The 16,471-nt window shown below is 53.5% G+C and carries 12 protein-coding genes; 5 read left to right on the forward strand and 7 right to left on the reverse strand.

The features are described from left to right. Window positions 1-30 precede the first annotated feature (30 nt). A complete protein-coding gene (locus EVJ21_RS01365) occupies window positions 31-315 on the forward strand; it encodes a hypothetical protein (protein WP_141737213.1) in 285 nt (94 codons plus the stop codon). Between the two features lie 40 nt (window positions 316-355). On the opposite strand, the gene adhE is transcribed toward EVJ21_RS01365, so the two are convergent. Continuing rightward, window positions 356-2,947 carry a bifunctional acetaldehyde-CoA/alcohol dehydrogenase gene (gene adhE, locus EVJ21_RS01370; protein ID WP_131443844.1) on the reverse strand — a complete coding sequence of 864 codons (2,592 nt, stop codon included), beginning with the start codon at window positions 2,945-2,947 and terminating at the stop codon, window positions 356-358. 386 nt (window positions 2,948-3,333) lie between these two features. Here adhE and EVJ21_RS01375 point away from each other — a divergent pair, with 386 nt between their 5' ends. The 3 genes from EVJ21_RS01375 (at window position 3,334) to EVJ21_RS01385 (ending at window position 6,040) form a co-directional block, all read left to right on the forward strand. Further along, a complete protein-coding gene (locus tag EVJ21_RS01375) occupies window positions 3,334-3,780 on the forward strand; it encodes a MarR family winged helix-turn-helix transcriptional regulator (RefSeq protein ID WP_070327337.1) in 447 nt (148 codons plus the stop codon). 79 nt (window positions 3,781-3,859) lie between these two features. Beyond that, window positions 3,860-4,573, forward strand: coding sequence for a YebC/PmpR family DNA-binding transcriptional regulator (locus EVJ21_RS01380; RefSeq protein ID WP_070327338.1), 714 nt, complete (start codon window positions 3,860-3,862; stop codon window positions 4,571-4,573). 147 nt (window positions 4,574-4,720) lie between these two features. Further along, entirely contained in the window at window positions 4,721-6,040 is a 1,320-nt protein-coding gene (locus EVJ21_RS01385; RefSeq protein WP_131443845.1) for a Na+/H+ antiporter family protein, read from the forward strand. A 149-nt stretch (window positions 6,041-6,189) separates the two neighbouring features. Here EVJ21_RS01385 and EVJ21_RS01390 read toward each other — a convergent pair whose 3' ends face one another. The 6 genes from EVJ21_RS01390 to EVJ21_RS01415 form a co-directional block, all read right to left on the reverse strand. Beyond that, window positions 6,190-7,641, reverse strand: coding sequence for a glutamate synthase subunit beta (locus tag EVJ21_RS01390; protein ID WP_131443846.1), 1,452 nt, complete (start codon window positions 7,639-7,641; stop codon window positions 6,190-6,192). Next, a complete protein-coding gene (gene gltB, locus EVJ21_RS01395) occupies window positions 7,638-12,077 on the reverse strand; it encodes a glutamate synthase large subunit (protein ID WP_131489801.1) in 4,440 nt (1,479 codons plus the stop codon). Before gltB ends, EVJ21_RS01390 begins: the two co-directional genes overlap by 4 nt. A 269-nt stretch (window positions 12,078-12,346) precedes the next feature. Then, window positions 12,347-13,093 (reverse strand): TspO/MBR family protein, encoded by a 747-nt coding sequence (locus EVJ21_RS01400; protein ID WP_131440548.1) that lies wholly within the window; start codon window positions 13,091-13,093, stop codon window positions 12,347-12,349. Between the two features lie 122 nt (window positions 13,094-13,215). Continuing rightward, the gene (locus EVJ21_RS01405) at window positions 13,216-14,028 is read right to left on the reverse strand and encodes an aldo/keto reductase (protein ID WP_131465142.1); all 813 of its coding nucleotides are present in this window, start codon (window positions 14,026-14,028) and stop codon (window positions 13,216-13,218) included. A gap of 64 nt (window positions 14,029-14,092) precedes the next feature. Further along, on the reverse strand, window positions 14,093-14,890 hold the full coding sequence (locus tag EVJ21_RS01410; protein ID WP_071397415.1) for an ABC transporter permease subunit: 798 nt from the start codon (window positions 14,888-14,890) through the stop codon (window positions 14,093-14,095). Next, window positions 14,891-15,763, reverse strand: a complete 873-nt coding sequence (locus tag EVJ21_RS01415; protein WP_201740699.1) for an ABC transporter ATP-binding protein — start codon at window positions 15,761-15,763, stop codon at window positions 14,891-14,893. A 111-nt stretch (window positions 15,764-15,874) separates the two neighbouring features. On the opposite strand from EVJ21_RS01415, the gene EVJ21_RS01420 reads away from it, so the two are divergent. Further along, window positions 15,875-16,450, forward strand: a complete 576-nt coding sequence (locus EVJ21_RS01420) for a TetR/AcrR family transcriptional regulator (RefSeq protein WP_236633495.1) — start codon at window positions 15,875-15,877, stop codon at window positions 16,448-16,450. The last annotated feature ends 21 nt before the right edge of the window (window positions 16,451-16,471 follow it).

Raw genomic sequence — 16,471 nt, forward strand, 5'->3', positions numbered from 1 at the left:
ACGAAAACCCAAAGACGGTTGGTGCAATCTATGAATAATGTTTACAATCCGAATCAACAAATAAAGAAAAAGCGCTACCTGTGCGCTTTCCTCCTCCTCGCCTTGCTCAATACAGTACAACATGCATACGACATTGGTTTTGACGCATCTTCTCCGTACCGACTCGTCGGCGGTCTAGTTTTTTATGCATTCTTGCTTTATTTTGGGCTGAGAAATAAAGCGTGGGCTGAGATCGCGATCAAGTTTGTCGTCTGGTTCAACGTCATCGCTTTATCCGTCATCCTCCTGTTCATGGGACTTTCCTTAATTGCATGACAAAAGGCGACCACTCGTTGGAGTGATCGCCTTTTTTTGATTATACGCCTTCGTACGCCGCGTACATGATTTCTTTCAATTCTTCGACGAGCGGCATTTTCGGGTTCGCCGTCGTACATTGGTCTTCGAACGCGTCGACCGCCATTTTGTCGATCTTCGCATCGAGGTCCGCTTTCTTGATGCCTTGTGCTTTGAACGAGAGTTTGATGTTCAAGCGCTGTCCGAGCTCGATGATCGCTTGGACGAGTGACTCGACGCCTTCTTCAGTCGTCTTCGCCGGGAGTCCGAGGAAGCGTGCGATTTCAGCGTAGCGCTCGTCAGCGATGAATGACTCATATTTCGGGAACGCCGCAAGTTTCGATGGGCGTGTCGCGTTGTAGCGGATGACGTGCGGCATGAGGATCGCGTTCGTCCGACCGTGCGGCACGTGGAACTCGCCACCGATTTTGTGCGCGATCGAGTGGTTGATTCCGAGGAACGCGTTCGCGAATGCCATACCGGCCATTGTTGAGGCGTTGTGCACTTTTTGACGAGCTTCAGCGTCGCTTCCGTTTTCGTAAGCTTTCGGGAGGTAGTCGAAGATCATCTTCATCGAACGGAGGGCCAGTCCGTCTGTATAGTCGTTCGCCATGACCGATACGTACGCTTCGATGGCGTGTGTCAAGACGTCCATTCCTGTGTCAGCCGTGATTGAAGCCGGTACCGTCATAACGAACTCAGGGTCGATGATGGCGACGTCTGGTGTGATCGCGTAGTCGGCGATCGGGTATTTGACGTTCCGTTTTTTATCAGTGATGACCGTGAACGGTGTCACTTCTGAACCTGTACCTGACGTTGTCGGGATCGCGACGAACATCGACTTGTTGCCGAGCGTCGGGAACTTGTACGTCCGTTTGCGAATATCCATGAACTTCTGGCGAAGGTTTGAGAACTTCTCTTCTGGACGTTCGTAGAAGAGCCACATTCCTTTCGCAGCATCCATCGGTGATCCACCACCGAGCGCGATGATCATATCCGGTTGGAATTGGCGCATCGCTTCAGCACCTGCCATGACCGTCTCGACCGATGGATCTGGTTCGACTTGGTCGAAGATGCGGTAGTCAACACCAGCCGGCAAGTTTTTGATGACTTTGTCAGCAAATCCGAGTTTGACCATCATTTCGTCCGTGACGATCATTGCCCGTTTTTTCGACGTGAGCGACTGCAAGTATTGAACCGAGTTTTTCTCGAAGTAAATTTTTTCAGGGACTTTAAACCATTGCATATTCACGCGACGTCTCGCCACCTTTTTCACGTTGAGTAGATGTTTCGCCGTCACGTTCTCAGAGACGGAGTTTTTACCGTACGACCCACAACCGAGTGTGAGTGATGGTGTCATTTCGTTGTAAAGGTCACCGATACCGCCGTGTGCCGTTGGCGAGTTGACGATGATGCGGCAAGCTTTCATGCGAAGTCCGAACGCGAGGATCGCGTCGTCGTCTGTCGAGTGGATTGCGGCCGTATGGCCGAGACCACCGATTTCAAGCATTTTCTCAGCGATGGCGAAGCCTTCTTCTCGTGATTGAACTTTATAAGCGCCGAGCACCGGGCTGAGCTTCTCGTGTGAGAGCAGTTCTGTTGCACCGACTGTCTCGAGTTCAGCGATCAAGATTTTCGTGTCGGCCGGGACGCTGAGTCCAGCTTTCTCGGCGATCCATGCTGCCGGTTTCCCGACGATCTCAGGGTTGACCGCACATGTGTCTGTCTTGATGACGAGTGTTTCGAGTTTAGCTTTTTCTTCAGGTGAGCAGAAGTAGCAGCCAAGCGCTGTCATTTCACGCTTCACGTCTTCATATACTTCTTGGTCGACGATGATCGCTTGTTCTGACGCACAGATCATGCCGTTATCAAACGTTTTCGATAAGATGACGTCCGAGATGGCGCGTTTTACTTTCGCTGTCTTGTCGATATAAGCCGGGACGTTACCAGGTCCGACGCCGAGCGCTGGTTTACCTGTCGAGTAAGCCGACTTCACCATTGCCGCGCCGCCTGTTGCGAGTACCATGGCCACGCCTGGGTGGTTCATGAGTGCTTTCGTCGCGTCGAGTGACGGTTTTTCGACCCATTGGATCAAATGTTCCGGTGCACCTGCTGCGATTGCTGCGTCACGAAGGACACGGGCCGCTGCACTTGAACATTGTTGTGCTGACGGATGGAAGCCGAAAATGATCGGGTTACGTGTTTTGATGGCGATGATCGCTTTGAACATCGTCGTTGATGTCGGGTTCGTGACCGGTGTGACCCCGGCGACGACACCGACCGGCTCGGCGATGTATGTGATGCCGTTTTGCTCATCGTCTTCGATGACGCCGACTGTTTTCTCACCGCGAAGTGAGTTGAAAATATATTCTGTCGCAAAGATGTTTTTGATCATCTTGTCTTCAAACACACCGCGACCTGTTTCTTCATATGCATGTTTAGCGAGTACGACGTGTTGCTCGAGCCCGGCTAACGCCATCGCTTGGACGATCGTGTCGATTTTCTCTTGGTCAAACGTCATCAACGTGTCGAGTGCCGTGTGCGCTTGCTTGACGAGCGTGTCGACCATCTGTTCTGCTGATGTTTCCACTACTGCTTTCTCTTTAACTGCCATGTTGGTTTCCTCCTCATGAATGAGAGCTGATCTTCTGACTTGATGGAGAGCACGGGATAATCGGTTTGCCTGATAAGAGTTTGTGCTTTCCTTCACATTCATAGAATACACCGTTTCATTCAATTTGTGCGTGACAACAATGTGAACTCTTTCACAATATTTTTTTGCTGTTTGAGGATAGGTCTTGATTTTTACAGATCAGCTCAGTAAAATCGTATGCGTTTTCATGAAAACAAGGACAAACCCATATGTAAACGCTTACATTGTTTGTGTCATTAGTTTGGCGGAATCGGTGTGTAAATGCTCACAGTCCGATGATTGCTCGTCCACCTCGCCTGTGGTCGTGTATAATGAAGAAAGAACCTGACTAGGAAGTGACTATGACTATGCCAAGACAAGATGCAGCCGATCAGTTTGTGAAACTGATCCCGTTAATCAGAAGAAAACTGCTCCGCCGCTCCGACCTCCCGCAAATCCCGAACTTGAATTTCTCTCACTTTCATCTATTGATGTTGATCGAGGATGAAGGCGCGGTCACGAACGGACAAATTAGTGAGACGTTATCGATTGCCCCGCCGAACGTGACGCCGCTCATCACGAAGCTCGTCGACGAAGGATATATTACACGTGTCCCTGACGAGCGCGACCGCCGTGTCATCTGGAACCAATTGACCGACCAAGGAGAGCGCGTGCTCCTCGAGCGGCGCGACTCGTTTCGGCGCCTGTTCGAGGATCGGTTAGCGTTCCTCGATGAGGATGAGACCGACCGCTTGATCGACAGTTTAAAGACGCTGACCGAGATCGTTGAGAAGATGGACAAGAGCGAGGGATGATTTTCTCTCGTCAACGCTCGCTTCTTCTTATATAATCGACAGTGAATCTATCGAACAATGGAAAGTGAGATGACACGTAATGGGTCGTAAATGGAACAACATTAAAGAGAAAAAGGCGTCTAAAGACGCCAATACGAGTCGTATCTACGCGAAGTTCGGCCGCGAGATCTACATCGTCGCCCGCCAAGGTGAACCTGATCCGGAATTGAACCAATCGCTCAAGTTCGTCGTCGAGCGCGCGAAGACGTATAACGTCCCGAAAGCGATCATCGACCGGGCCATCGACAAAGCGAAAGGCGGCGACGAAGAGAACTTCGACGAACTCCGCTATGAGGGCTTTGGGCCGAGCGGGTCGATGCTCATCGTCGACACGCTCACGAACAACGTCAACCGGACCGCCTCTGAAGTTCGGGCCGCGTTCGGCAAGAACGGTGGTAACATGGGCGTCAGCGGGTCGGTCGCGTATATGTTCGATGCGACGGCCGTCATCGGTGTCGGCGGGATGACAGCAGACGACGTGCTCGAACTCATGATGGAGCACGACCTCGATGTCCGTGACGTCATCGAAGAAGACGAGACGGTCATCGTCTATGCCGAGCCGGAAGAATTCCATGCCGTCCAGACCGCGTTCAAAGCGGCGGGTGTGGAGACGTTCGAAGTCGCCGAGCTGACGATGCTACCGCAAAACGAAGTCGAACTCGACGAAGCGTCGAAAGAGCAATTCGAGAAACTACTCGACGTACTCGAAGACTTAGAAGACGTTCGTCAGGTGTACCATAACGTCGAACTATGATGAAGAAGCGATAACTTTTCGAAGTTGTCGCTTTTTTTGTTTTCATGATTTGACAAGTCATAAAACGTATGTTAAATTTCAAAAGTCTTTATCGTATTAAAGTGATAACAAGAGAAAGAACTTATGATTCGAAAGGTGTTGGAACTCATGAATGCTGTATTATTAGCTGTCATTGTCTTATTTGCTCTCGCGATCAGTCGTGTCCATATCGTCTTATCGCTCATCCTCGCCGCCATCGTCGGTGGACTTGTCGGAGGACTCGGTTTCAACGACACGTTGACCGCTTTCAGCGACGGGCTTGGTGGCGGTGCCACGATCGCCCTCAGCTACGCCCTGCTCGGTGCGTTCGCTGTCGGCTTGTCAAAGACCGGCCTGCCTGATGTCCTGGCTGAACGGTTGATCAGCATGTCTGGCCGTGATGTGACCGGCAAGAGTGTCGGTCGCGTCAAAGCGTTACTGCTGTCGCTGCTGCTCTTACTCGCTATCAGCTCACAGAACGTCTTACCGATCCACATCGCCTTCATCCCGATCGTCGTACCGCCGTTACTTGTCTTGTTCAATGAGTTGAAACTCGATCGCCGGCTCGTCGCGACGATCCTCACGTTCGGGCTTGTCACACCGTACATGTTGCTACCGGTCGGCTTCGGCGGCATCTACTTGAACGAGATTTTGCTCCCGAACGTCGAGACGAACGGGATGGCCGTCGGTGACGTCAATATCGTCAGCATCATGGCCATCCCGGCACTCGGGATGCTCGTCGGACTCATCACCGCTTTCTTCCACTACCGGAAACCGCGGTCGTATGAAACGATCCAACTCGGTCCGAGCGACTATGAGGTCCGCACGTTGAGCAACATGAAGATTTGGTTGACGGCGATCGTCGTCTTGGTCGTCTTGGTCGTTCAATTACAGACCGAATCGATGATCGCTTCGGCCGTGACTGGTTTGATCCTGTTGACGCTCTTCCGTCTCATCCCTTGGTCAGAAGCGGACGATATCTTTACGAGCGGCATGCGCATGATGGCCTTCATCGGTTTCGTCATGATCGCTGCGAGCGGATTCGCCGCCGTCATCCGTGAAACGGGTGCGATTGAACCGCTCGTGAGCGGAGCAAGCAACTTGATGGGTGACTCGCAGTTCCTCGCCGCCCTCGTCATGCTCCTCGTCGGTCTCGTCATCACACTCGGTATCGGCTCGAGCTTTTCGACCATACCGATCATCGCCGCCATCTTCGTGCCGTTATGTATCCAGTACGGTTTCTCGGTCGAGGCGACGATCGCCATCATCGGAACGGCCGGAGCGCTCGGTGACGCCGGTAGCCCGGCGAGTGATTCGACGCTCGGACCGACGAGCGGTTTGAACGCGGACGGGCAACACGACCACTTGCGCGAGACGGTCTGGCCGACGTTCCTCCACTACAACATCCCGCTCATCGTCTTCGGTTTGATTGCCGCGATGGTATTATAATCACTTCCGGTTACGCCGCGCGTAAATCGTGCCGAGCAAGACGAGCACGAGTAAAAACCAAAAACCCGTATACATGAGGACTTCTGTTAGCATCTCTGACTCCTCCTATTGATCAATCTAAAAAGGAGCGACGAAATCGTCGCTCCTTTTTATGATGAAGTTTTTAGACGAGATTGACAAGCCTCCAAGTAAGCGTCGACCGTTTCGGCGACTTCTCGCCCTTCGCGGATCGCCCAGACGATCAAGCTTTGTCCGCGTCTCGCATCCCCGGCGACGAAGACGCCGTCTACGTTCGAAACGTAGTCTTGCTTCGCTTCGACGCCGAGCTTGCGCAATTCGGATTCAGGACGTTCAAAACCGATGGCGACGAGGACGAGGTCGGCCGGATACGTCTTAACTGAATCTTCGACGACGAAGAACGTCGCGTGACCGTCCGGCTTGACGATCTTTTCCATCCGTTCCGTCTCGATGCCGGCGACGCGACCGTCTTGGCTAATAACTCGGTTTGAGCGGATCAAATACGTTCTCGGGTCATGCTCATAACGTTCGATCGCCTCGGCGTAAGCATAATCGACCGAAAGCGTGTCTGGTTGAAGTGGCCACGGACGTTCTGGCGCCCGGAACATGCCTTTTTCCGGGTGTTTGCCGAACTGTGTGACCGATTTCGCACCTTGCCGGATCGCTGTGGCGACACAATCGGCCCCGGTGTCACCGCCACCGATGACGATGACGTCTTTCCCGGCCGCGTCATACTGTGCGTCGATCATTTTTCCGCCGAGCACCCGTGTCGACTCGGTCAAATAGTCCATCGCCGGTTCGACGCCGGTCGCGTCGTCCCCTTCGATCCCGAGCGTCCGCTGTTTCTGTGCCCCCGTCGCGAGGATGACGGCATCAAACTTGTGGCGGAGTGACTCGACCGTCACATCAACACCGACGTTGACACCTGTCTTAAAGCGGATTCCTTCCGCCGCGAGCAAGTGAATCCGGCGCCGGACGACGTCTTTATCAAGCTTCATGTTTGGGATCCCGTAAAACAACAACCCGCCCGCCTCGTCAGCTTTTTCATACACAGTGACGTGATGACCGATTTGATTCAACTGGTCCGCCGCAGCGAGACCCGCTGGACCGCTGCCGATGATGGCGACCGAGCGTCCGGTCCGCATCTGGACGAGGCGCGGCTGGACCCACCCTTCTTCGAACGCGCGGTCGATGATCGTCCGTTCGATCGATTTGATGGCGACCGGGTCTTCGCTGATGCCGAGCGTACACGACCCTTCACATGGGGCCGGACAAACGCGGCCCGTGAACTCTGGGAAGTTGTTCGTTTCCATCAACCGCTCGTAAGCACGATACCAGTCTTGGTCCGAGACGAGCTTGTTCCATTCCGGAATCAAGTTGTGGATCGGGCACCCGATCGTCTCTTGCCCGATCATATCGCCAACGTGGCAAAACGGGGTCCCGCAATCCATGCAGCGCTCGGCCTGCTTGACGATCGGTTCATCGTCCATCCGGGATGCATATTCATCATAGTCACGTATCCGCTCGAGCACTGTACGCTCAGGGAGCGTCTCACGTGGGATATCGATAAATTTATGTCTCATACTACGCCTCCTTCAGTCACGACCCGGAACAGTTCGAGGGCACGGTCTGCCTCGTTCAGTTCCGGACGAGTGGCTTCAATTTGACGCATGACGTCAAGTACGTTCGCATAATCGCGAGGTACGATTTTGACGAAGCGCTTCCGCTCGTCATCGAACGACTCGAGGATACGACTCGCTTTCACACTATCCGTGTGGAATTGATGCATCTCGAGCAGCGTGTAAATCTGTTCTGTGTCCTCATCGGTCAACTCGCGTTCGACCGCTACGAGTTCCGTGTTGACGAGTTGGTCATAGTCTTGGTCGCCGTATAGGAAGGCGACACCTCCGGACATCCCGGCCGCGAAGTTGCGGCCGACCGTTCCTAGGACGACGACCGTCCCACCGGTCATATATTCACACCCGTGATCCCCGACGCCTTCAGTGACGGTGACGGCACCTGAGTTTCGGACCGCGAACCGTTCCCCCGTGTGTCCGTTGAAAAATGCCATCCCCGATGTCGCCCCGTACAAGCAGACGTTGCCGGCGATGATTTGTTCGCTCTCGTCGAACGGAGCATGTTTCTCAGCGATGACCGCGAGTTTCCCGCCGCTCAACCCTTTTCCGACATAATCGTTCGCATCCCCGATCACAGAGATCGTGATGCCATGAGGAAGAAATGCGCCTAAACTTTGTCCGGCCGATCCGCTCAGTCGGAGTGAGATCGTATCTTCAGCCAAACCGATGTTACCGTGAACTTTCGTCACTTCGTAGCCGAGCATCGTCCCGACGGCCCGGTCCGTATTGCGGACCCGCCCGACGAAGAACGTCGGTTGAAGCGATTTGATCGAACGCGATACGGCTGGGATCAATTTTCGATGGTCGTACGACTGAAAAGCCGGATGAGCTAACTCTTCCTTCCCCGGTAACGCTGTCGGGACCGATAACATCGGTGTCAAATCGAGCATTTTCGCTTTCGTGTGCTCCTGTTTCCAGGCGCTCTCTTCTAGCAAGTCCGTTCGGCCGATGACCTCACCGATCGTCTTCGCGCCGAGCGAGGCGAGTATTTCGCGCACTTCTTCGGCGAGGAACGTCATAAGATTGACGACGTGTTCCGGTTTACCCATGAACTTTTGGCGAAGCGCCGGGTCTTGTGTCGCGACGCCGACCGGACACGTGTCCAGATGACAGGCCCGCATCATGATACAGCCGAGCACGACGAGCGGTGCCGTCGCGAACGCGTATTCCTCCGCCCCAAAGATGGCGGCGAGGACGATATCGCGTCCGGTCATGAGCTTGCCGTCCGTCTCGAGCGTGACGCGACCGCGAAGTCCGTTCAATGCGAGCGTCTGGTGTGTCTCAAGCAATCCGAGTTCCCAAGGAAGACCCGTATGCTTAATCGACGTCCGAGGCGAAGCCCCTGTCCCGCCATCGTAGCCGCTGATGACGATCGTGTCGGCGTTCGCTTTGGCGACGCCGGCCGCAATCGTTCCGACACCGGATTTCGAGACGAGCTTGACGCTCACTTTTGCTTTCGGATTGACGTGCTTCAAGTCAAAGATCAACTGGGCCAAGTCTTCGATCGAGTAGATGTCATGGTGCGGTGGCGGCGAGATGAGCCCGACACCTGGGACTGAGCCGCGCACTTCGGCGACCCACGGGTAGACTTTATTGCCCGGCAACTGCCCACCTTCCCCTGGTTTCGCACCTTGCGCCATCTTGATTTGGATCTCATCGGCATGATACAAATATTCGGCCGTGACACCAAATCGTCCACTTGCCACTTGTTTGATCCGACTGATGCGCTCGTTCCCGTCCGCGTCAGGAGTGAAGCGGTTACGGTTTTCGCCGCCTTCACCTGAGTTGCTCTTCCCGCCGATCCGGTTCATGGCGATGGCGAGCGTCTCATGTGCCTCTTTCGACAGGGAGCCGAACGACATCGCGCCCGTCTTGAAACGGCTGACGATCGAGGCGACCGATTCGACCTCGTCGATCGGGATAGGCTCTTGCGATTTAAAGTCGAACAACTGTCTTAAAAATTGACCGGATGCTTCGTGCTGTTTGACGTAAGCGTCATAGTAACGACGTTCGTTCTCGCGGCATGCCCGTTGCAACAAGTGAATCGACTTAGGGTTAAAGGCGTGCTCTTCTCCGTCGGCTCGCCACTGGAAATCTGCTCCCGCTTCAAGCGGACGGTCACGGCTAAATGCCGATTCGTGCTGACGCCGTGATTCTGCTTCGAGCTCCTTGAACCCGATCCCGGACAGTTGTGACGTCGTCCCGCGGAAATGACGGTCGATCAATGCGCGGTCGATGCCGACCGCCTCAAAAATTTGTGCTCCCCGGTAACTTTGCACGGTCGAGATCCCCATCTTCGACATAATTTTGACGATTCCATCGACTGCAGCCGTTTGATAGCGGCGGATCGCTTCTTCGACCGAGAACGAAATCAATCCGGCTTCTACCGCTTCGGCGATCGTCGCGTACACTAAATACGGATAGACCGCATCGGCCCCGTATCCGATCAAAGCGGCGGCTTGGTGCACTTCTCTCACTTCTCCGCTTTCAGCGATGAGACTGCATGACGCCCGTAAGTTCGACCGAATCAAATGTTGATGGACCGCGCTCATGACGAGCAGGGCCGGCATCGCGAGCGATGACTCGGACATGTCACGGTCAGACAAGACGATGACTTCAGCCCCATCTCGGACGGCCGCATCGACACGTTCAAACAATGACTCGAGTGAACGTTCGAGGTCTGTTTCATACGTTGTCGTGATGCGGACGACGTTCATTTTCAACTTCACCGCCTCGACTGTCGCCGCGTCAATGATCGGATGTTCGAGCCAGACGCGGCGGGCGTGTCCCCGACCGGTATGAACCGGATTCGCTTGAGGACCGAGCCAAGTGAACGTCGCCGTGACGATTTTCTCGCGCAACGCGTCGATCGGAGGGTTTGTCACTTGGGCGAAGTGTTGCTTAAAGTAATGGAACAGCGACCGCGGTCGCTCTGACAAGACCGCGACCGGTTGGTCATGGCCCATCGAGCCGATCGGATCTTTTTTCTCGAGGATGAGCGGCACGAGATATTGCTCGATATCCTCTTTCGTGTATCCGAACGCCCGTTGTTTACGGTGCACCTGTTCGACGACCGGTTCATTCACAGGCTGGTCCGCAATCGTCGTCATCTGCTTCAACCATTTCCCGTACGGTTCGGCCCGGGCGATCGTCTGTTTGATCTCTGCGTCTGGAATGAGACGTTTCGATTCCAAGTCGATGAGGAGGAGCTGCCCGGGACGGAGACGCTGCTTCGTCTTGACGTTCTCCGCATGGACCGGGATGACCCCGCTCTCAGACGACAGGATGAGTTCCCCGTCCATCGTCTCGATATAACGCATCGGCCGCAAGCCGTTCCGGTCCAAGATTGCCCCGATTTGACGCCCGTCCGTGAAGACGACGCCCGTCGGTCCGTCCCACGGCTCCATAATCGACGAATGGTACTGATAAAAGTCTTTTTTGAACGGATCCATCGATACTTCGGCGAACGGCTCAGGGATGAGCATCATCGCCGTGTGTGCGATCGAACGACCGGTCCGAGTGAAGAACTCGAACGCGTTGTCGAGCATCGAGGAGTCACTGCCCGTTTCTTGGAGCACGGGGAACAGTTCGTTCACATCATCGAACAGGTCGGTCGAGGTCACACCTTCGCGGGCACGCATCGCATCGATGTTCCCGCGTAACGTGTTGATCTCACCGTTATGCACGATCATCCGGTTCGGATGGGCCCGCTCCCATGACGGGAACGTGTTCGTCGAGAACCGTGAATGGACGATCCCGAACGTGCTCTTATAAGCCGGCGATTGCAGATCGAGATAAAACCGCTCAATCTGGATCGGCGTCAACATCCCTTTATAAACGATCGTCTTCGTCGACAGGCTCGGAAGATAAAGGTTTAATTCGTCTGTTTTCTCGATCATCCGGCGAAGCTGATAGAGCGAGCGTTCGTTTGAATCGTAGTCCGCGAACGGGCACGACACGAACCATTGATAAATCGTCGGTTGTGTCACCCGAGCGTGTTCACCGATCGCCAAACTGTCGACCGGTACTTCCCGCCAGGCGATTGTCGCGAAATCGAGTTCATCGGCGAGTCGCTCCATTTGTTGTTGCTTGTCGCGCAGCTTTGTCTCGTTCGGTTGGAAGAACACCATGCCGACCGCATAGCCCCCCGGCGCTGGCAAGTTCATCGTCTGAGTGAATAACTCGTGGGGCAGCTCGGTCATGATGCCGGCCCCGTCACCAGCGTCGATGACGCCTTGCCCACCTCTATGTTCGAGCTTACAGAGCATCGATAGCGATTTGCTGACGATATCGTGCTTTGTTTCTCCCATTAAATTGACATATAACCCAATACCGCATGCATCTTTTTCGAATCGTGGATCGTACAAACTTGTTCGCTCCATCGAATCAGCCCCTCTCTATCCATCTTGTTCGTAAATTTTATTTTGTTCTAAATATTCTGAAAAATCAAGTATGTTGAATGAATTTTTGCATAACGGTAACGGAATGAATATTTTTTGAAAGCGGATACATATTTGATATCAAGGGATTTTTAAAAACAACTTATAATCCATAATGAATATTTATCCATCAAATATATTTATGTATAGGTTCATCAGAACTTGTTATTCCCAAAGAAAAAGATAGCCCGTTTAGGCTATCTTTTTGCTTGTCATACTGTTTTTCTGGAGTGATGCAAAAACGAACGCGGCCGTTTCCAAATGATCAAGCCGACGTAACCGAGCGCGAGCACGATGAGCGCGCTCACGAGGACGACGTAAAGCGTCCCGTTGTCGATTCGGGCGAAGATGCCCACATACGCCCAGGCGAAGACGAGCGGGTAGATGAAGTCGCGGTGCCACCACATAAACACCAAAGCGAGGACGACCCCGACCATGAGCATGAGTGACGTCCATGCCAACTCATCTAAGCCGAGCAACGTCGTAATCCGTTCCGTCTTCATGACGATGAAGACGTTAACGATCGTCGCGACCGACACCCAACCGAGGTAAACCGAGAATGGGAAACGGTCAAGCCAGCTCGTCGACGTGCGGAAGGCGATGTAATACAACCAAGCGAGCGTCGCTAAAAACGCCGCCATGACGACGAGCGAGGCGATGAACCACTCGTTTGTGAACGCGAGCAGCCAAAGACCGTTCAAAATACACGACACGAGGAAGCCTGCCTTCATCCGGTTAGCCTGTCGGTTCGCGACCGACCCTTTCTTCAATTGGAGTACGAGCCATACTGCGAGCGCGACGTAAATGAGTCCCCAAATCGAGAAAGCGTATCCAGCCGGTTTGAAATAAATATCGATCCGGTCTGACACGGCAGCGTTATCACCGCTCGCGAAGTAGTTGATGACGACTGTCGCTAAAAACGCCAGCCAGTTGACTAAAGGCCATTTTGACAAGTCCATAAATAGGATCTTCCGAAGAAGACCTGACACCTCCTTTATTAACATAGTATTCTATACCCGTGTGTCTCTGCTCATACACAAGCGAAATGAAAAAGAGACTCAAATAATGAGTCTCAATCGGTTTAAAATTCAATAGTGTCAGGGTCTGGACCGATGCGTTCATGTGTCGCGACCGCATCGATTTTCGCCATATCGTCAGCATCGAGTGTGAAGTCGAAGACGTTGAAGTTTTCTTCGATCCGGTGTGGTGTGACCGATTTCGGCAAGGCGACGTTCCCTGTCTCTAAGTGCCAACGGAGGACGACTTGAGCCGGTGTCTTCCCATACTTGTCAGCGATTTCGGCAAACACCGGGACATCGAGGAATTTTCCTTGCATGAGCGGGCTCCACGCCTCGATTTGAATACCTTCATCTTGGCAGTACTCGACGAGGTCCGGTTGCGGGAGTTGCGGATGAAGTTCGACTTGGTTGATGAGTGGCGTCATCAGACCCGCTTCTTTCAACGCTTCAAGATGATGCTCTTTGAAGTTCGAGACGCCGATCGCTTTGATTTTTCCGGCCTCATACAAGTCGACAAGATCTTTCCAAGCGGCGACGAAACCGTCGACCGGCCAGTGAAGCAGGCACAAGTCCAAATAGTCGGTCTCGAGGCGAGCGAGCGACTCGTCGAACGCATCCTTCGTCCGTCCTTGACGGATGTCCTCGTTCCAAATCTTCGACGTCAAAAAGATGTCGGCGCGGTTGACGCCTGAAGTCATAATCCCTTTGGCGACGCCTTCTTCGTTTTTATAGACGGCCGCCGTATCGATGTGACGGTACCCGACTTTCAACGCCTCGGCGACAGCTTGCGGCGCCTCGGTCTCATTGTCTACTTGCCAGACGCCAAATCCGATCATCGGGATTTGAACGCCGTTTCGTAACGTTGCGAGTTGCATAAATCATTCCCCTTTCTAATCTGTCGAGCTGATTGTAACATACCCGACATCTTATTCCGAAAAACTAAATCGTCAAGTCTTTCCGTGTGAACCAGCCATAGCAGGAGACGATGATCAACACGTTCAGCGCTGTCAGCCAAAACAACGACAACCAAACCGAATCGCCTTGAATCAATGCGTTTGCGTCAAATAGAGAGAAGATCGACAGGTTTCGCAACCAGTCGAGTTGATCGCTGAAGCCTGAGAAGATGTTGGCAATCAAGAAGATTGAAAAGATGCCGCCTGTGACCATGTACGACCGGGTGCTGTCATCGAACAGGCTCGCGAGCACGTAAGCGAGCGACCCGAGGACGAGCAAGATGAGACCGGCGTTGAGTTGCAACGTCCACAACAGACCGCTATCGATGTTTAAGTCGAACAACACGTTCGCGAGCATGAGGCTGAGCCCGTTCAACCCGACGAACAAGACGGTCGCGATGACCAGCAAGGCGATACTCGCCGTCACGTAGCCGCTTCTTGAGATCGGGGCCGCCATGTAGAGCATGACCTCGCCCGAGTCGACCGGTTTGGCCATGAGCCTTGACGCGAACGTCAACGCGAACAAGATGGCGAGCACGTAGAAGATGAGCCCATAATAGTTCCCGGCGAGCAGGTTGATGACGTTGTCCATCGCGAGATTCGGGTCGATCTTGAACACGTCGAGCAGCTCTGGCGGTAGTGAATCGAGCTTCCCTTCGATCAGGCCGGTCTCTTGAATCGATGGGAAGATGGCCGCCAAGAAGAACAAGTACACACTCGTCCCGAGCGCGTAACCTAATATCCAACCCCGATTTTGCTTGAACAGTGACGATACGAGTACCATTTAAGTCGCCTCCCCGTAATATTGCATGAACATGTGCTCGAGTTCGTCGGTGCCGCTCGTCAAAGACGCGATGTCGTGACGGGCGAGTAGCTCGATCAAGCCGTTCAACTCTTCTGACGTCGATAACGATACCGTGACGAATGTCTGTTCACGTGTCCCGATCTGTTCGCTCAATTTGATCGCCGCCGCCTCGTCTTTCATGCCGATGCGATACGTCTTTTTGCTTCGCCGTTTCAGTTCCGCCATCTCTTCTTCGATGATCATCCGGCCGTCGCGGATGAGGGCGGCCCGGTCACACGTCTTCTCCATTTCCGGGAAGTGGTGCGAGCTCATCAAAATCGCTTTCCCGGCTGCTTTTTCAGCGAGCACCCAGTCGACGAGACGCTCTTGCATGAGCGGGTCGAGCCCGCTCGTCGGCTCGTCGAGGACATACACAGGAACGTCTTTCATGAAACACGTGACGATGGCGAGTTTTTGCTTCATCCCTTTCGACATCTTCCGGACTTTCAAACCCGTATCGAAAGCGAACACGTCGAGCAATTGACGCTCCCGCTCCGCACTCGTCACGTGAAGGCGTCTCGTCAGACGAATGACTTCTTCCCCGGTCATGTCTTGCGGATAGTTGATCTCACCTGGCAAATAGCCGACGAGCGCCTTCACCGTCTCGGTCTCCTTCCAGCAGTCATGCCCCATCACGGTCGCTTTCCCTGAGTCGGCGTGGAGCAGTCCCATCAAATGACGAATCGTCGTCGACTTCCCGGCCCCGTTCGGACCGATGAAGCCGAAAACGGTGCCGGGCTCGACACGGAACGAGACGTCGAAAATACCGTGCGTCTGGTCAAACCGTTTCGTCAACTTCTCAATTTGGATCATTTCGCCCTCTCCTTTTTGAAATATAAACATGATATGATTACAAAACTAGTATATCACGTTATTTTTTGAAATGGAAATGGTATATTGATTACAAAACAATGGAGAAGAGGGATGAAGGTGGACGGTTTTACGAAACGGACGGAGACGAAACAACGGGCCATACTTGACGCCGCCAAGTCGCTGATGAGCGAGAAGCAGTCACGCTTCACGATCAGTGAACTTGCCCGCTCTGCCTCAGTCTCACCTGTCTCAATTTACAATTACTTCGGCTCGAAGGAACAAGTCGTCCTTCAAGTGCTCACGCGTCTGACCGAAGATGAGATGGGCTGGATCGAGGAGCGCATCGGGGAACACATCCCGTTCGAGGAGTTACTGATTGAGATATTAAGACGGAAAATTGAATCGGCGGCATTGTTCGATGACGCGGTGTTATCAATCGTCACGGCCGACCCGTCATGGCAACAACTCGCGGCCCGTGGCTATGCCGCGTTTCGAAGCTTGATCGAGTACGGCAAGACGACCGGGGCGATCGACCCAGACGTATCGACCGATGCTTACCTTCGTTACGTTCGCTTGATGCAACAGGCAGTTTTATCAGATCCAGATTTCACTTCGCACGAAATGACCGAGACGATGCAGGAGTATTTTCATTTTTTCTTGCACGGGATCATGCGACGAAGCCGTTAAAACAGGCGACAATCCGCGGAT

The sequence above is a fragment of the Exiguobacterium sp. SH0S2 genome (assembly GCF_004337185.1).
GTDB classification, from domain to species: domain Bacteria; phylum Bacillota; class Bacilli; order Exiguobacteriales; family Exiguobacteriaceae; genus Exiguobacterium; species Exiguobacterium aurantiacum_A.